Here is a 17,077-nt window from a genome sequence, read left to right on the forward strand (position 1 = left end):
TCGCCGGCTCTGGCGGTGGTTGATCCACTCGGGTTTCTTGACATCGCGGTATCCGGCGTGCGGTATCCGGCCGATTTCCTGAAACCCGAGTGGATCCCCGAACGCCCGACCGCCGTACCCCGGAAAGAGCGTGGGGTACGGCGGTCGGGCGTTCGGTACGGGGCTGGACCCTCAGGAACCGGGGGTGTTGTTGGCGCCCTTCGCGGTGGCCGTGAGGTAGTCGCGGTTGAGGCGGCCGATGGTGTTCAGCGGGATGCCCTTCGGGCAGGCCGGGGTGCATTCGCCGGCGTTGGTGCAGCCACCGAAGCCGGCCTCGTCGTGCGCGTCGACCATGCCGATCACCCGGGTGTAGCGCTCGGGCTGGCCCTGCGGCAGCAGCGAGAGCTGGGTGAGCTTGGCGGCGGTGAAGAGCATGCCGGAGCCGTTCGGGCAGGCCGCCACGCAGGCGCCGCAGCCGATGCAGGCCGCCGACTCGAAGGCGGCGTCGGCGTTGGCCTTGGCCACCGGGGTGGAGTGGGCCTCGGGCGCGCTGCCGGTCGGCGCGGTGACGTAGCCGCCAGCCGCGATGATCCTGTCGAAGGCGCTGCGGTTGACGACCAGGTCCTTGACGACCGGGAAGGCGCTGGCCCGCCACGGCTCGATGTCGATGGTCTCGCCGTCCTTGAACTGCCGCATGTGCAGCTGGCACGCGGTGGTGCCGCGCTGCGGCCCGTGCGCGTCACCGTTGATCATCAGGCCGCACATGCCGCAGATGCCCTCGCGGCAGTCGTGGTCGAACGCCACCGGGTCCTCGCCGGCGAGGATCAGCCGCTCGTTGAGCACGTCGAGCATCTCCAGGAACGACATGTCCGGGGACACGTCGTCGACCGGGTAGGTCACCATCCGACCCTTGTCCTCAGGGCCCTTCTGGCGCCAGATGCGCAGGGTCAGGTTCACTTGTAGCTCCGCTGCGTGGGGTGGACGTATTCGAACTTCAGGTCTTCCTTGTGCAGCACCGAGGGCTCACCGTCGGCGGTGAACTCCCAGGCCGCCACGTACGCGAACCGGTCGTCGTCGCGCTGCGCCTCACCGTCGGGGGTCTGGTGCTCGGCCCGGAAGTGGCCGCCGCAGGACTCCTCGCGGTGCAGGGCGTCGATGCACATCAGCTCGGCCAGTTCGAAGAAGTCGGCCACCCGGCCGGCCTTCTCCAGCGACTGGTTGAGTTCCTCGCCGGTGCCGGACACCTTGACCCGCTGCCAGAACGCCTCGCGCAGCGAGCGGATCTCACCGATCGCCTTGCGCAGGCCTGCCTCGCTGCGCTCCATGCCGCAGTGTTCCCACATGATCTGGCCCAGCTCGCGGTGGAACGAGTCCACGGTCCGGTCGCCGTTGACGGCGAGCAGCCGCCGGACGCGGTCCTCGACGTCGTTGCGGGCCTCGATCGCCGCCGGGTGGCTGGCGTCGACCTTGTCGAGGGGGCCGGAGGCCAGGTAGTTGGCGATCGTGGTGGGCAGCACGAAGTAGCCGTCGGCGAGGCCCTGCATCAGCGCCGAGGCGCCGAGCCGGTTCGCGCCGTGGTCGGAGAAGTTCGCCTCACCGATCACGAACAGGCCGGGGATGTTCGACTGGAGGTCGTAGTCGACCCACAGGCCGCCCATCGTGTAGTGCACGGCGGGGTAGATGCGCATCGGCACCTCGTACGGGTCCTCGCCGGTGATCCGCTCGTACATCTCGAAGAGGTTGCCGTACTTGGCCTCGATCGCCTTGCGGCCGAGTCGGTTGATCGCGTCGGCGAAGTCGAGGTAGACGCCGAGCTTGGTCGGGCCGACGCCACGGCCCTCGTCGCAGACGTTCTTGGCGGCTCGGGAGGCGATGTCACGGGGGACCAGGTTGCCGAAGGAGGGGTAGATCCGCTCCAGGTAGTAGTCCCGCTCGTTCTCGGGGATGTCCTTCGGGTTGCGATCGTCGCCCTTGGTCTTCGGCACCCAGACCCGGCCGTCGTTGCGCAGCGACTCGCTCATCAGGGTCAGCTTCGACTGGTGATCGCCGGAGACCGGGATGCAGGTCGGGTGGATCTGCGTGTAGCAGGGGTTGGCGAAGTACGCGCCCTTGCGGTGCGCCCGCCAGGTGGCGGTGACGTTGCAGCCCTTGGCGTTGGTGGAGAGGTAGAAGACGTTGCCGTAGCCGCCGGAGGCGAGCACCACCGCGTCGGCCATCTCGGTGCTGATCTCGCCGGTGACCAGGTCCCGGACGACGATGCCCCGGGCCTTGCCGTCGACGAGGACGAGCTCCAGCATCTCGTGCCGGGCGTTCATCTCCACGTTGCCCAGGCCGATCTGCCGCTCCAGGGCCTGGTACGCGCCGAGCAGCAGCTGCTGACCTGTCTGACCCCGGGCGTAGAAGGTGCGCTGCACCTGGGCGCCACCGAAGGAGCGGGTGTCCAGCAGACCGCCGTATTCCCGGGCGAACGGCACCCCCTGGGCGACGCACTGGTCGATGATGTTGACCGAGACCTCGGCGAGCCGGTGCACGTTCGACTCGCGGGAGCGGAAGTCGCCGCCCTTGACGGTGTCGTAGAACAGCCGGTGGACGGAGTCGCCGTCGTTGCGGTAGTTCTTCGCCGCGTTGATGCCGCCCTGCGCCGCGATGGAGTGCGCCCGGCGCGGGCTGTCCTGGTAGCAGTAGGACTTGACGTGGTAACCCTGCTCGGCCAGGGTCGCCGCGGCCGAGCCGCCGGCCAGGCCGGTGCCGACCACGATCACCGTCATCTTGCGACGGTTGGCGGGGTTGACCAGCTTGGCCTCGAAGCGCCGGGTCTCCCAACGCTTCTCGACCGGGCCTGCGGGAGCCTTGGTGTCGGCGATCGGGTCGCCCTCGGTGAAGAGTTCCATGTCAGGACACCAATCCGGTGAGTACGGCGAACGGGACCACCAGGTACCCGGCGCACAGCAGCACGGCGAAGACCAGCGCCGCGACGCGGGCCCGACGCTCGCCACGCGGCGTCTGCTGGCCGAGGCTGCGGAACGCGCTGAACGCACCGTGGCGCAGGTGGAAGCCCACCGTGACGATGGCGAGCGTGTAGAAGAGCGTGACGTACCAGCGCTCCGGCGCGAAGTCGGCGACGACGTTGCCGTACGGCTTGCTCTCGTTGCCGACCGGGTTCAGCGTGCCGGTGGTCAGGTCCAGGAGGTGGTAGATCACGAAGAGCAGGATGATCACGCCGCCCCAGCGCATCGTGCGCGCGGCGTAGCTGCCGTTGACCTTCTTGCGGTGGGCGTACTTGACGGGGCGGGCGGCGCGGGCCCGACGGGCCAGCACGGTGGCGGCCACGATGTGGGCGACGACGGCCACCACCAGCACGGTGCGCAGGATCCACAGGAACCAGACGCCGGGCAGCAGTGGCTTGCCGATGTCGCGCAGCCAGTGCGCGTAGTGGTCGAACGAGGTTTCCCCCGTGAACACCTTCAGGTTCCCGAGCATGTGGGCGATGAGGAAGAGCACCAGCACAATGCCCGTCACCGCCATGACGGCCTTGAGACCGACGTTCGAGCGGATGGGCGACCGAGTTTTCGTGATTACCACACGACCGACGCTAGGAGCACTTCGATCAGTCGTCCAATGCATCAAACTCGCAGCGTTGATAGCCGTAGGCTATGTAGATGCAGCTCCATCAGCTCCGGTACTTCGTCGCGGTGGCCGAAGTACGACATTTCACCCAAGCCGCCGACCTGGTGGGCATCACTCAGCCTTCTCTCAGTAAGCAAATTCACGCTCTGGAGGCCGACCTCGGTGCGCCCCTGTTCGAGCGGGTAAGGGGCAACATCGCGCTCACCGCGGCGGGCGAGGTGCTGCTGCCATTGGCCACCCGCATCCTCGCCGACGTGGAGACCGCCACCCGGGAGGTCCAGGAGCTGGTCGGGCTGCGCCGAGGCCGGGTCCGGCTCGGGGCCACCCCCAGCCTGGCCACCTCGCTCGCCCCGCCGGTGCTGCGCCGGTTCCGCGACGCGCACCCCACCGTCGACCTGCGGGTCGAGGAGGGCGGCTCCCAGGACCTGGTCCGCGACCTGCTCCGCGGCGACCTCGACCTGGCCCTGATCATCATGCCGGCGCAGGGGGCCGACCCGGGGCTGCGGGTCGACCCGATCCTGCGCGAGAGCCTGGTGGTGGCCTCGGTGGGAGAGGTGGCGACCGCGTCGACGACCGGGGAACTGCGCATCACCGACCTGCGGGACCAGCCGATGGTGATGTTCCGGGAGGGCTACGACCTGCGCGACGCGACCATCCAGGCCTGCCGGGAGGCGGGCTTCGAACCCACCTTCGCGGTGGACGGCGGCGAAATGGACGCGGTGCTCAGCTTCGTCGAGGCAGGGCTCGGCATCGCGCTCGTGCCCGGCATCGTGCTGGCCCGCCGACCCGGGGTGCGCATCACGCCGCTGGCGGCCCCTGGCGTGACGCGGACCATCGCGGTGGCCCGCCGCCGCGACGTCGTGCCGACGCACGCCGGCCGGGAGCTGCGCCGCATCCTGCTCGACTACGTGCAGTCGGCCATCGACCGCGACGGGCTCCCGCCCGGGGTGGATCCGCTCTGACCGGCCTCAGCGGCCCTCGGCGTCGTCCATGGCGCGGTAGATCCGCTGCTCGGAGACCGGGTACGGGGTGCCCAGCGCCTGGGCGAAGACGTTCACCCGCAGTTCCTCGATCATCCACCGGATCTGCCGGACCGCCGTCTCCTGGCGGCGGGCCGGCGGCAGGTTGGCGAGCAGGTCGGCGTACTCCTTCTGCACCACGGCGATCCGGTCCTGCTGTTGGCGGTCCCGTTGTGGGTTGCCGCCGAGGCGGTCCAGTCGCCGTTCGATGGCGGTGAGGTAGCGCAGCAGGTCGGGCAGGCGCGCGTACCCGGTCTCGGTGATGAAACCGGCGTGCACCAGCCCGGCGAGCTGGTTGCGGATGTCGGCCAGCGCCGCCACCACGGCGAGGTTGCGGGTCGCACCGAGGCGCTGCTCGACGGCGTACGCGGCGGCGAGGACCTTGCGGGCCCGGTCCATCACCTCGACGACGGTGTCGACCAGGTCGGCGCGGACCTTCTCGCGCAGGGCGGCGAAGCCCTCGGCGTCCCACGCCGGCCCACCGGCGGCGTCGATCAGCCGGTCGATGGCCGCGCCCGCCGCGTCCTCGATCAGCTCCTGGACGCCGCCGTGCGGGTTGCGGCTCAGCGCCAGCTTGGCCGCGTTGTCGAGCCGGCCCTGCAGGAACCGCGCCGGGGACGGCACGGTGAGCCGCAGCAGCCGGCGGGTGCCGGCCCAGTGCGCCGCCTCCGCCTCGGCGGGGGAGTCGAACACCTTCACCCCGACCGTCGCGCCCTCGTCGACCAGGGCCGGGTACGCGGTGACCGCGTAGCCGGCGCGGACCTGCTCGATGGTCCGGGGCAGGGTGCCGATGCTCCACTCCCGCAGGCCCGTGCGGGCCACCTCCGGGGCGGCGGCCGCCACCACCTGGCGTACCTCCTGGCGGAGTTGGCGTTGCAGGGCCGGCAGGTCCTTGCCCTCGGCGACCGGCTTCTCGTCGTCGCCGAGCACCCGGAAGGTCACCCGCAGGTGCGCCGGGAGCTTGCCCGGCTCCCAGGCGTCGCGGGGCACTGTCACCCCGGTCATCCGGCGCAGCTGCCGGGTGAGCGCGTCCAGCAGCGACTCCTCGCCGGGCGTGATCGCCGCCAGGGCGGCCCGGGCGTAGTCCGGCACCGGGACGAAGTTGCGGCGGATCGCCTTCGGCAGCGAGCGGATCAGCGCGATCACCGTCTCCTCGCGCAGCCCCGGCACCTGCCAGTCGAAGCTCTCCGCCGGCACCTGGTTGAGCAGCGGCAACGGGATGTCCACTGTGACGCCGTCGTCCGGTGTGCCCGGCTCGAACCGGTACGTCAGCGGGAGACTCACCCCGTCGGTCCGCCACTCGTCCGGGTAGTCGTCCTCGGCCACCCCCGCCCGGCCGTCGTTGATCAGCAGGTCGCGGGTGAAGGTGAGCAGGTCGGGACGCTCGCGGCGGGTCTTCTTCCACCACGAGTCGAAGTGCCGCCCGGACGAGACGTCGGCCGGGATCCGCTGGTCGTAGAAGCCGAAGATGGTCTCGTCGTCGACCAGGATGTCCCGGCGTCGGGCCCGGCTCTCCAGCTCCTCGATCTCGGCGAGCAGCCGTTTGTTGTCCGCCCAGAACTGGTGGTGGGTCTGCCAGTCACCCTCGACCAGGGCGTGCCTGATGAACAGCTCCCGGCTCAGCGCCGGGTCGATCCGACCGAAGTTGACCTTGCGGGAGCTGACCAGCGGAACCCCGTACAGGGTGACCTTCTCGTAGGCCATCACCGCGGCCTGCTTCTTCTCCCAGTGCGGTTCGCTGTAGCTGCGCTTGACCAGGTGCTGGGCGAGGGGTTCGACCCACTCCGGCTCGACCCGGCCGGCGATGCGGCCCCACAGCCGGGACGTCTCCACCAGCTCGGCGGCCATCACCCAGCGCGGCGGCTTCTTGAACAACGCCGATCCGGGGAAGATCCCGAACTTCGCCCCCCGCGCGCCCAGGTACTCGTGTTTCTGGGCGTCCTTGAGGCCGATGTGCGACAGCAGGCCGGGCAGCAGCGACTGGTGCACCTTCGGGGTGTCGATCTCCTCCGGCAGGTCCGCGCCACCACGGCGTGCCCGGCCGGCGTCCGCGTCGGCCGGGGTGTCGCGCGCCGGCCGCCCACCGCGCCGGTCGTTCTCGGCCGGGGTACGCAGCACCTGGCGCAGTTGGCTGACGATGTCCTGCCACTCGCGGATCCGCAGGTAGTTCAGGTACTCCGCCTTGCACATCCGGCGGAACGCGCTGGAGGACAGCTCGCGCTGTTGCTCGCGCAGGTAACGCCACAGGTTGAGGTAGGCGACGAAGTCCGACTCCTTGTCGGCGAACCGGGCGTGCGCCTGGTCGGCCTGGGCCTGCTTCTCCGCCGGCCGCTCCCGCGGGTCCTGGATGGAGAGCGCGGCGGCGATCACCAGCACCTCGGTGGCGCAGCCGTTGCGCTCGCCCTCGACCACCATCCGGGCCAGTCGCGGGTCGACCGGCAGTTGGGCCAGCCGCCGGCCGAGCGCGGTTAGCCGCTTCGCCGGATCGGCCTCGGTCGGGTCCAACGCGCCCAACTCGTGCAGCAGGCTGACACCGTCGGTGATGTTGCGCTTGTCCGGCGGGTCGATGAACGGGAACGCGGCGAGGTCGCCGAGCCCGATCGCTGTCATCTGGAGAATGACCGACGCCAGGTTGGTGCGCAGGATCTCCGGGTCGGTGAACTCGGGTCGGGACGCGAAGTCCTGCTCGTCGTAGAGGCGGATGCAGATGCCGTCCGACGTACGGCCGCACCGGCCCTTGCGCTGGTTGGCCGACGCCTGGGAGATCGGCTCGATGGGCAGCCGTTGCACCTTGAGCCGGCTGGAGTAGCGGGAGATGCGGGCGGTGCCCGGGTCCACCACGTACTTGATGCCGGGCACGGTCAGCGAGGTCTCCGCGACGTTGGTGGCGAGCACCACGCGCCGTCCGCTGTGCGCCGCGAAGACGCGGTGCTGCTCGGCGGCGGAGAGCCGCGCGTACAGCGGCAGGATCTCGGTGCCGAGCAGCGAGCGCTTCTTCTGCACCAGCTTGCCCAGCGCGTCGGCGGTGTCCCGGATCTCCCGCTCGCCGCTGAGGAAGACCAGGATGTCGCCGGGGCCCTCGGCGGCCAGTTCCTCGACGGCGTCGCCGATCGCCTGGATCTGGTCGCGGACGTTCTCCTCGTCGGCGTCGCCGTCGTCCTCGCCCTCGGCGAACTCGACAAGGGGCCGGTAACGCACCTCCACCGGGTAGGTACGCCCGGACACCTCGACCACCGGCGCGGGCACCCCGTCGGGCTCGTCGGCGGTGGGTGGCCCGGCGAAGTGTCGGGCGAACCGGTCGGTTTCGATGGTCGCCGAGGTGATGATCACCTTGAGGTCGGGTCGGCGGGGCAGCAGCTCCCGCAGGTACCCGAGGATGAAGTCGATGTTGAGGCTGCGCTCGTGCGCCTCGTCGATGATCAGCGTGTCGTACTGGCGCAGCATCCGGTCGGTCTGCAACTCGGCCAGCAGGATGCCGTCGGTCATCAGCTTCACCAGGCTGCGCTCGCTGACCTGGTCGGTGAAGCGCACCTTGTAGCCGACCACATCGCCCAGCTCGGTGCCCAACTCGTCGGCGATCCGGTCGGCCACGGTGCGGGCGGCCAACCGCCGGGGCTGGGTGTGCCCGATCAGGCCGTGCACGCCGCGCCCCAGCTCCAGGCAGATCTTGGGGATCTGGGTGGTCTTGCCGGAGCCGGTCTCGCCCGCCACGATCACCACCTGGTGGTCGCGGATGGCCGCGGCGATGTCGTCCTTGCGCTCACTGACCGGCAGACCCGCCGGGTACGTGATCACGGGCACCGCCGCCTGGCGGGCGGCGAGCCGCTGCTCGGCCCGCACCAGGTCGGCGGTGATCTCGGTCAACGCCGCCTCCCGGCGCTGCGGGTCGCGCAGCTTGCGGGCACCGTCCAGCCGCCGCTGGAGCCGGCGCTGGTCGCGGAACATCAGAGGGGTGAGGCGGCGGTGCAGCTCGCGAGCCGGGTCGGTCGCGGCGGAGGCGGTTGGATTCTGCATGTCGTGCCCAAGGATAGGCAGCCCGGCGGCGCGCCGCTCCCGGGTTATCGAGCGGCCCGCTCCTCGACTGCCATCCACCGGGACCTCCGGTCCCGCGACGGCCATGAGCGGGACCTAGAGTTGGCGGCCGACGTCGAGCGCTGGGGGAGCCGGAATGGAGATGCGCGACACCGACCGCGCGTTGGTGCAGGCCGCCACCGCGGTCGCCAAGCTGCGGTGCCGCAGCCAGCGCCACACTGTCGCGTCGGCGGCCCGGACCGTGGACGGGCGGGTCTTCACGGGCGTGAACATCCAGCACGCCAGCGGAGGGGTCTGCGCCGAGCTGGTCGTGATCGGCACGGCCGCGACGCAGGGCGTCACCGCGTTGGAGACGATCGTCACGGTCGCCGACCGCGGTCGCGAGGTCGTCGCGCCCTGTGCCCGGTGCCGGCAGGTGCTGGCCGACCACTTCCCGGACCTGCGGGTGATCGTCGGCCCGATGGACGCCCCGCAGGTGGTCCCGCTCGGGGAGCTGCCGGCGGAGACCGCCAGCGACTCGGCCGACTGACCGGGCGCGCGTCAGTCTCCGGCGGCGGCCTCCAGCATCGACTGCGGCACCGGCACGCCCTCGAAGCGCACGTTGCCCTCCGGGAGCAGCCAGGTGGTCACCCGCGCGAGCAGGCGACCGGCCCGCACGGCCGGGTCGTTGGCGAAGAGCGCGCGGGCTTCGTCCGGGGCGATGGACAGCACCACGAAACCCCGTAACCGCTCGTCGTCGGGGTGCAGGAACGGCCCGGCCGCGAGCACCAGCCCCTGCTGCACGAGGCCCGCCTGATGCGCCAGGTGGGCGTCCTGCAGGCGGTCGATGGCGTCCTGCGGCAGCTCCGGCGGATCCGACGGTCGGCTCAGCAGGACGACCGTGTGCTGGTCGAATCGCATGTCCCCACCCTATGAGGCGAATGTCCCTCTTCTGGGTGTCATCGGTCATCTGTCCGTCGTGTGGTCGTCCGCGAATCTCATTCTCATATCGAGGTTCGCGGCGATTGGGAGGTGCGGCATGGTCACCAGACGTGGGCTGCTCACGGCCGGTGCCACCGGCGGCGCGGCGGCGCTGATCCCGACACGCTGGGCGGCATCGGGCCGGGCGCTCGCCGCGGCAGCGTCGCTGGACGCCCGGGACATCCCGAAGTACGTCACGCCGCTGCGGATCCCCCCGGCGATGCCGGCGGTGGCGACCGATCCCGAGCGCGACACCTACGAGATCGCGGTGCGACAGTTCCGCCAGCAGATCCTGCCGCCCTCGTGGCCGCGCACCACGGTGTGGGGCTACGGCTCCACCGCCCACCCGGGCAGCTTCGGCTATCCGGCGCCCACCATCATGGCCCGGGTCGGCCGACCGGTGCGGGTGACCTGGGTCAACCAGCTCGTCGACCACCGGGGCGACTACCTGCCGCACCTGCTGCCGGTGGACCCCACCCTGCACTGGGCCAACCCGGCCGGTGGCGTCGAACACCGGGACCGTCACGGGCGGTGGGACGGCAGCCCGCAGGGGTATCGCGGTCCGGTGCCGCAGGTGGTGCATCTGCACGGCGCGCACAGCTCCCAGGAGAGCGACGGGCACGCCGAGGCGTGGTACCTGCCGGTGGCCCGCGACCTGCCGCCGGGCTTCGCCGTGTCCGGCAGCGCGTACCGCGAGTTCCGGTCCCGGTTCGCCGAGCGCTCCGGCCTGCGCTGGGCGCCGGGTTCGGCCACCTTCGAGTACGCGAACGACCAGCGGTCGTGCACCCTCTGGTACCACGACCACACGCTCGGGCTCACCCGGGAGAACGTCTACGCCGGGCCCGCCGGGTTCTACCTGCTCGGCGGGGACGATCTGCCGGAGGGAGCGCTGCCCGGTCCGGCGCCGACCCGCGCCGACCCGCCGAACGCCTCGTACCACGACATCCCGCTGCTGATCCAGGACCGCAGCTTCACCGCCGACGGTGAGCTGCGCTACCCGAAGCGGTACTCCGCCGGCGGCGACGGGCCGCCGGTGGCTGTGCCCGGGTTCTCCGGCTCCACCATCGTGGTCAACGGCCGCACCTGGCCCACGCTGACCGTGCAGCGCCGGCGCTACCGGTTCCGGCTGCTCAACGGCTGCAACAGCCGTTTCCTGCTGCTCAGCGTGGCCGCGCACGCCAGCGCCCGGCCGGCCCGGCCGGTGCTGCCGGTCTGGCAGATCGGCAGCGACGGCGGCTTTCTGCCGGAACCGGTGGCACACGAACGCGTGTCACTCGGCCCGGCCCAGCGGGTCGACGCGATCGTCGACTTCACCGACGTTCCGGCCGGCACCGAGCTGTACCTCGTGAACGAAGGGCCGGACGGGATGTACGGCGGCGGTCGCCCCGGGGTGGACTTCCCGCCGGCCGACCCGCAGACCACCGGGCAGGTGCTGCGGTTCGTGGTCACCGACGCCGCCGGCGCGGACCCCAGCGTCCCGCCGGAGCGGCTACGGCTGCCGGCGCACCCTCGGCTCGGAGCGGCCCAGCGGGTACGCCGGCTGTCGCTCAACGAGCGCGGGTCCGGCGGGTCGACGGTGATGCTGCTCGGCGTCCTCGACGAGCGCGGCCGGGGTGTGCCGTTGCGCTGGAGTGATCCGGTGACCGAACAGCCCACCCTCGGCGACACCGAGGTCTGGGAGGTGCGCAACTTCACCCGGCACGTGCACCCGGTCCACCTGCACCAGGTCCAGTTCGAGCTGCTCGGACGGGGACACTCGGGTCGGTCGCGGCCCGGCCCGGCGGACCGGGGGCGGATGGACACGGTGCTCGCGTACCCGTGGGAGGTGACCCGGATCAAGGCGCACTTCGACCTGCCGGGCCGGTACGCCTGGCACTGCCACCTCCTGGAGCACGAGGACAGCGAGATGATGCGACCGCTGAACGTGCTGCCGCGCGGTGGCGCGGCGGCCGGGGACGGTGGCGCGGAGGGTGCCGGGACGGCATCGACAGACGCCAGTTAGGCCTCTTTCTGCAGCTCGGCTAAGGTTAGGCGAACCTAAGCCCGAACATGCAGGAGACTCGTGACCACCCTCGCCGCCCGGCCGACCCTGGCCCGCAACCGGTCCGGCACCCGCACCGGCCGCAGGGTGGCCGTCACCGTCGGGGCCGCGGTGGTGCTGCTGCTCACCGTGCTGGCCAGCTTCGCGCTCGGCAGCCGACAGCTCGGCGTCGACGCGGTCTGGCACGCGCTCGTCGCACCCGACGGCGGCGACGCCAGCACCATCGTCCGTGAGCTGCGGATGCCACGGACCGCGCTCGGTCTCGCCGTCGGGCTCGCGCTCGCCGTGGCGGGGGTGCTGTTCCAGGCGCTCACCCGCAACCCCCTCGCCGAGCCGCGCATCCTGGGCATCAGCGCGGGCGCGTCGTTCGGGGTGGTCCTGGCGATCTCCGTCTTCGGCGTCGGCACGCTCGCCGGGTACGTCTGGTTCGGCATCGGCGGAGCCCTGATCGCCGGGCTGTTGGTCTTCGCCATCGCCACCCGCGCCCGCGAGGGCGCCAGCCCGGTCACCCTCGCGCTGGTCGGCGCGGCGCTCGACGCCAGCCTGGCCTCCGGGGTGTACGCACTGCTCAGCATCGACGCCCGCACCTTCGAGGAGTACCGCTTCTGGGTGGTCGGCGGGCTGGCCGGCCGGGACCTGTCGGTCGCCGCGCAGGTGCTGCCGTTCGTCCTCGTCGGGTTGGTCCTGGCCGCCCTGGTGGCCCGCGGTCTGGACGCGCTCGCCCTCGGCGACGACGTGGCCCGTGGACTCGGCCACCGGATCGGCCTGGTCCGCCTCGGCGGTGGCCTCGCCGCCGTGCTGCTGACCGGTGCGGCGGTGGCCGCTGCCGGCCCGGTCGCGTTCGTCGGGCTGGCCGTGCCGCACCTGGCACGCGCCCTGGTCGGCGCGGACCACCGCTGGACCCTGGCCGTCTCGGCCCTGCTCGGGCCGGCGCTGCTGCTCGCCGCCGACATCATCGGTCGGCTCGTCGCCCCACCCGGCGAGATCCCGGCCGGGATCGTCACCGCGCTGATCGGTGCGCCACTGCTGGCCGTGCTGGTCCGCCGCGCCCGGGTGGTGACCGCGTGACCACCACCGGCCGTCCCCCCGGCTCGTCCGGCACACCCGGCCCGGCCCGGCCCACCGCGCTGCCGACCGCAGACTCGTCCGTGTCGGGCGCTGCCGGTTCCGCCGGTCCGGCCCAGCCTCCCGGGCAGCCGACCGCGACCGCTGGCGCCTCGACCGGCCGTGATCGGGCCGCCTCGCCCGGCCGTGATCGGGGCGGGCTGCCCGGGCGGTCGCTGCTGCGGGTCGGCCCGGTCAGCCTGCTGATCCGCCGTCGCGCGGTCCTGGTGGCCGCCGTGCTGACCGTGCTGCTCCTGCTGGCCGTCGTGCTCAGCCTCTCGCTGGGCACCCCGTACGTCGCCCCTGCCGACGTGCTGCGTGCCCTCTCCGGGGCCGGCACCCCGTACGACCTCGTGGTCTTCGACCTTCGGCTGCCGCGCGTCGTGCTGGCCGCCGTGGCCGGCGCCGCCTTCGGCGTGGCCGGCACGCTGATCCAGAGTGTGGCCCGTAACCCGCTCGCCAGCCCGGACGTCATCGGCATCACCCAGGGTGCCGGTCTCGCCGCCACCGTGGCCCTGACCAGCGGAATGGCCGCCGTGCTGGTGGCACCCACCGCGCTGGTGGGTGGGCTGCTCGCGGCGGCGCTGCTGTTCGCCCTCGGTGCCCGGCACGGGCTGGCGGCACAGCGGTTCGTGCTCGCCGGTGTGGCGGTCGCGTTCGGCTTCCGGGCGCTCACCGAGGTGGTCATGCTCACCGCCGACCCGATCGACGGGCTGCGCGCGCAGATCTGGCTGATCGGCACCCTGGCCGGCAAGGGCTGGACCGAGGCCGCCTGGATCGCCGGCACCCTGCTGGTGCTGCTGCCGGTGCTCGCCTGGGCCGGCTGGGCGCTGAACAGCACCGCCCTCGACGACGACACCGCCCGGGGCGTCGGGCTGCGCCCGGTGGCCCGCCGGATCGGCCTCGCCGGCACCGGTGTGCTCGTCGCCGCGATGGTCACCGCCCAGGTCGGGGCCGTGGACTTCGTGGCGCTGGTCGCCCCGCAGGTGGCCCGTCGGCTGGTCCGCGCCGAGCGGCCGCCGCTGGTCTGCGCGGCCCTGCTCGGCGCGCTCCTGCTGGTGCTGGCCGACCTGGCCGGCCGGCGGCTGTTCGCACCCACCCAACTACCCGCCGGGGTGCTGACCGCCGCGATCGGTGGCCCGTACCTGATCTTCCTGCTGCTGCGTGGTCGGCGGCGGTCGTCGTGACGCCTCGAGGAGTCGTGTGATGCTCTCTACCCGCGACCTGGTCGCCGGCTACGACGACCGGACCGTGCTCGACGGGCTCGACCTGGACCTGCCGACCGACGCGTTCACCGTCATCGTCGGCCCCAACGCGTGCGGCAAGTCCACCCTGCTGCGCACGATGGCCCGGCTGCTCACCCCCCGCCGGGGCACGGTGCTGCTGGAAGGCACCGCGATCCGCGACCTGCCGACCCGGGAGGTCGCCCGCCGCCTCGGCGTCCTGCCGCAGAGCCCGCTGGTGCCCGAGGGCGTCACCGTGGCGGACCTGGTCGGACGGGGCAGGCAGCCCTACCAGCGGTGGTGGCGGCAGTGGTCGTCGGAGGACGGCGCGGCGGTGGACCAGGCGATGGCCCTCGCCGACGTGACCGACCTGGCCGACCGACCGGTGGACAGCCTCTCCGGCGGGCAGCGGCAACGGGTGTGGATCGCGATGACCCTCGCCCAGGACACCGACGCCCTGCTGCTGGACGAGCCGACCACCTTCCTCGACCTGGCCCACCAGGTGGAGGTGCTGGACCTGCTGCACCGGCTGCGCGCCGAGCGGGGCCGCACCGTGGTCGCCGTGCTGCACGACCTGAACCAGGCCGCCCGCTACGCCGACCACCTGGTCGCGATGCGCGCCGGCGCCGTGGTGGCCGCCGGACCGCCCCGGGAGATCCTCACCGCCGACCTGGTCCGCGACGTCTTCGGGCTGGCCTGCGTGGTCGTGCCCTGCCCGGTGACCGGCGCACCCCTGGTGGTGCCCGCGTACACCGGCGGCAACTCCGCCAGCCCGGTCACCCCCGCCGACGCAGCGATCCCGCTCGCCGGCTCGTACCCCTCGAAAGGACTCTGATGCGTCGTCTCGTCGCCGCTCTCGCCGCGGCCGCCGCCCTCGGCGTCGGACTCACCGCCTGCGGTGAGAGCGACCCGGTCGCCGGCACCACCACCGGGGAGACCCGGGAGATCACCCACGCCATGGGCACCACCAAGGTCCCGGCGGAGCCCAAGCGGGTGGTCGTGCTCGACACCGACAAGATCGACACGGCGCTCTCGCTGGGCATCACGCCCGTCGGTGCCGCCACCGCCGGTGAGGCCAAGAGCTGGCCGACCTACTTCGGCGCGGACAAGCTCGCCGGCATCAAGGAGGTCGGGGTGCTCACCGAGCCCGACCTGGAGGCGATCAACGCGCTGAAGCCCGACCTCATCCTGGGCAGCAAGTTCCGCCAGGAGAAGTTCTACGACGAACTGGCCGCCATCGCGCCGACCGTGTTCACCGACAAGGTGGGCATCACCTGGAAGGAGAACTTCCTCCTCGACGGCAAGGCGCTCGGCCGCGAGCAGCAGGCCAAGGACCTGCTCGGCGCGTACGAGAAGCGGGCCAAGGACTTCGGTGCCACCCTCGGCGACCCCGCCGCGCGGAAGGTGTCGATCGTGCGGTTCATCCCGGGCAACATCCGGGTGTACGGCCCGGACTCGTTCTCCGGCATCGTCATCGGCGACACCGGCCTCGGCCGCCCCGAGCGGCAGTTGCTCGCCAACAAGGAGGACAAGCGCTTCGACCTGGTCAGCCCTGAGCGGATCAACGAGGTCGACGGCGACGTCATCTTCGTGACCGCGTACGGCGACAAGGCCGCCGCCGAGCAGAGCAAGGTGGCCGGTGGGACCCTCTGGAAGGGCCTGGGCGCCGTCAAGGCCGGCAAGGCGTATCCCGTCTCCGACGAGGTCTGGATGACCGGCATCGGCGTCGGTGCCGCCAACAAGATCCTCGACGACCTGGCCAAGTACCTCCCCGCCGCCTGACCCACCGGGTCCGCCGCGAACGAACCCCAAGATCCGAGCAACTAGGGGAAACTGCTGCCTCGCAAGCCGCTGAAGCAGCAGTAACCCTGAAGTTGTTCGGATCTTGGGGTCGGGGGCCGGGGTTGGGGGTCAGCGGGATCGGGAGTTGAGGGCTTGACGGAGTTCGTCGAGGAAGCCGTCGAAGTCCTCCCGGAATCGTTTCGCGGTCACGTGCAGCACGATCCAGTTGTCACCGAGCAGGCGGTTGAGGCGACGTCGATCGCGGTGAAACTGCTCGGGATCGTCGTGCCACAGTCCGTCGTACTCGACGGCGACCTTGAGGTGTGGCCACGCCAGGTCCAGGCGGGCCACGAATCTCCCCTCGCGCTCGACCACGAACTGGGTGACCGGCGTCGGCACCCCGGCGAGCACGATCCGCACGCGAAGTCGGGACTCCGGTGCCGATTCCGCGCCCGCGTCAGCCAGGTCGGCCACCCGCACCATGCGCTTCCACCCTCGGTCGCCGACCCGCGCCCGGGCGTTTGCCCGCAGCGATGCGAGTGCCACCAGATGGTTGTGGGCGAGCCGATCCACGATCGCGACGGCCTCCTCCGTCGGCAGCCACTGGGCCAGATCCCAGCAGGTACGCGTCGGCGTGGTCATCGGGATGCCCCGGCGTAGCGTGACGGCAGTTTCGTCGATCGTGCCAACGTGCACGGCGAGCCCCGACACCGGTCCGAACCGCTGGCCGCTGGGCACGAGGACATCGACCGGCTCGTTGCCGGCGACCGACGCTGCGCCGTAGAGCGCTGCCGCGCTGCGCCCGGCGATCACCACACCCGGGGGTAGCACCAGTTGTGCCGCAGCGGCACAACGAACGCGGTGCGTGACCTCCAGTCGGGCATCTGCGTAGACGTCGCGGAAGAGGGGCCGCCACGCCGAGCTGCGCAGTTCCGCGGGGGTGATGAGTCCGTCCGCGACGGCGCGGGAGCCGCGGAAAACACGCCCCTGCAAACTTGCCGGACGCCGTGGAGAAGCAGGCATGACGCCACCCTGCCGACCGGGCACGCCCGCCGACAGCCCCTGTGGATAACCCTCACGTGGGGCCGGGCGCCCAAGATCCGCGCAACTTCAGTGTTCTTGCTGCCTCCCGATCGCGGGAGGCAGCAGCATCCCTGAAGTTGCGCGGATCTTGACGGCGGCGGTGACGGCGGCGGCGGTGACGGCGGCGACGGCGGCGGCGGCGGTGACGGTGACGGCGGTGACGGTGACGGTGACGGCGGTGACGGCGGCGGGGTGGGGTGGGGTGGGGTGAGGGGTGAGGGGTGGGG

14 protein-coding genes are annotated in these 17,077 nt (G+C 71.9%); 8 read left to right on the forward strand and 6 right to left on the reverse strand.

Annotated elements, in window-relative coordinates; all coding sequences use genetic code 11:
* Nucleotides 1–171: 171 nt before the first annotated feature.
* Genes QSK15_RS11385 through QSK15_RS11395 form a run of 3 tightly spaced genes read right to left on the reverse strand, consistent with a single transcriptional unit; the run spans nucleotide 172 to nucleotide 3,603 of the window.
* On the reverse strand, nucleotides 172–936 hold the full coding sequence (locus QSK15_RS11385) for a succinate dehydrogenase/fumarate reductase iron-sulfur subunit (RefSeq protein WP_285794131.1): 765 nt from the start codon (nucleotides 934–936) through the stop codon (nucleotides 172–174).
* Nucleotides 933–2,870 carry a fumarate reductase/succinate dehydrogenase flavoprotein subunit gene (locus QSK15_RS11390; RefSeq protein WP_285794132.1) on the reverse strand — a complete coding sequence of 646 codons (1,938 nt, stop codon included), beginning with the start codon at nucleotides 2,868–2,870 and terminating at the stop codon, nucleotides 933–935. Before QSK15_RS11390 ends, QSK15_RS11385 begins: the two co-directional genes overlap by 4 nt.
* A 1-nt stretch (nucleotide 2,871) precedes the next feature.
* On the reverse strand, nucleotides 2,872–3,603 hold the full coding sequence (locus tag QSK15_RS11395; RefSeq protein ID WP_285794133.1) for a succinate dehydrogenase cytochrome b subunit: 732 nt from the start codon (nucleotides 3,601–3,603) through the stop codon (nucleotides 2,872–2,874).
* Between the two features lie 35 nt (nucleotides 3,604–3,638).
* Between QSK15_RS11395 and QSK15_RS11400 the strand changes: the two genes are divergently transcribed.
* Entirely contained in the window at nucleotides 3,639–4,568 is a 930-nt protein-coding gene (locus QSK15_RS11400) for a LysR family transcriptional regulator (RefSeq protein ID WP_285794134.1), read from the forward strand.
* A gap of 6 nt (nucleotides 4,569–4,574) precedes the next feature.
* On the opposite strand, the gene hrpA is transcribed toward QSK15_RS11400, so the two are convergent.
* Nucleotides 4,575–8,639 (reverse strand): ATP-dependent RNA helicase HrpA, encoded by a 4,065-nt coding sequence (gene hrpA / locus QSK15_RS11405; protein ID WP_285794135.1) that lies wholly within the window; start codon nucleotides 8,637–8,639, stop codon nucleotides 4,575–4,577.
* Between the two features lie 154 nt (nucleotides 8,640–8,793).
* On the opposite strand from hrpA, the gene QSK15_RS11410 reads away from it, so the two are divergent.
* On the forward strand, nucleotides 8,794–9,186 hold the full coding sequence (locus tag QSK15_RS11410) for a cytidine deaminase family protein (RefSeq protein WP_285794136.1): 393 nt from the start codon (nucleotides 8,794–8,796) through the stop codon (nucleotides 9,184–9,186).
* An 11-nt stretch (nucleotides 9,187–9,197) separates the two neighbouring features.
* Here the strand turns inward: QSK15_RS11410 and QSK15_RS11415 are convergent, their stop codons facing one another.
* Nucleotides 9,198–9,557, reverse strand: a complete 360-nt coding sequence (locus tag QSK15_RS11415; RefSeq protein WP_285794137.1) for a YciI family protein — start codon at nucleotides 9,555–9,557, stop codon at nucleotides 9,198–9,200.
* A gap of 118 nt (nucleotides 9,558–9,675) precedes the next feature.
* On the opposite strand from QSK15_RS11415, the gene QSK15_RS11420 reads away from it, so the two are divergent.
* From QSK15_RS11420 to QSK15_RS11440, 5 genes are read left to right on the forward strand one after another with little or no spacing between them, the layout of a single operon-like run.
* Nucleotides 9,676–11,619 carry a multicopper oxidase family protein gene (locus QSK15_RS11420; protein WP_285794138.1) on the forward strand — a complete coding sequence of 648 codons (1,944 nt, stop codon included), beginning with the start codon at nucleotides 9,676–9,678 and terminating at the stop codon, nucleotides 11,617–11,619.
* Between the two features lie 60 nt (nucleotides 11,620–11,679).
* Entirely contained in the window at nucleotides 11,680–12,726 is a 1,047-nt protein-coding gene (locus QSK15_RS11425) for a FecCD family ABC transporter permease (protein WP_285794139.1), read from the forward strand.
* Nucleotides 12,723–13,949: a FecCD family ABC transporter permease gene (locus QSK15_RS11430; RefSeq protein WP_285794140.1), complete on the forward strand. Its 1,227-nt coding sequence runs from the start codon at nucleotides 12,723–12,725 to the stop codon at nucleotides 13,947–13,949. The genes QSK15_RS11425 and QSK15_RS11430 overlap by 4 nt, the downstream gene beginning before the upstream one ends.
* A gap of 19 nt (nucleotides 13,950–13,968) precedes the next feature.
* Nucleotides 13,969–14,820: an ABC transporter ATP-binding protein gene (locus QSK15_RS11435; protein ID WP_285794141.1), complete on the forward strand. Its 852-nt coding sequence runs from the start codon at nucleotides 13,969–13,971 to the stop codon at nucleotides 14,818–14,820.
* Nucleotides 14,820–15,767 carry an ABC transporter substrate-binding protein gene (locus tag QSK15_RS11440; protein WP_285794142.1) on the forward strand — a complete coding sequence of 316 codons (948 nt, stop codon included), beginning with the start codon at nucleotides 14,820–14,822 and terminating at the stop codon, nucleotides 15,765–15,767. The genes QSK15_RS11435 and QSK15_RS11440 overlap by 1 nt, the downstream gene beginning before the upstream one ends.
* A 129-nt stretch (nucleotides 15,768–15,896) precedes the next feature.
* Here the strand turns inward: QSK15_RS11440 and QSK15_RS11445 are convergent, their stop codons facing one another.
* On the reverse strand, nucleotides 15,897–16,790 hold the full coding sequence (locus QSK15_RS11445; RefSeq protein ID WP_285794143.1) for a hypothetical protein: 894 nt from the start codon (nucleotides 16,788–16,790) through the stop codon (nucleotides 15,897–15,899).
* A 148-nt stretch (nucleotides 16,791–16,938) separates the two neighbouring features.
* On the opposite strand from QSK15_RS11445, the gene QSK15_RS11450 reads away from it, so the two are divergent.
* A complete protein-coding gene (locus QSK15_RS11450; protein WP_285794144.1) occupies nucleotides 16,939–17,061 on the forward strand; it encodes a hypothetical protein in 123 nt (40 codons plus the stop codon).
* Nucleotides 17,062–17,077 lie beyond the last annotated feature (16 nt).

The sequence above is a fragment of the Micromonospora sp. NBRC 107095 genome (assembly GCF_030269705.1).
Classification (GTDB): Bacteria; Actinomycetota; Actinomycetes; order Mycobacteriales; family Micromonosporaceae; genus Micromonospora; species Micromonospora parva.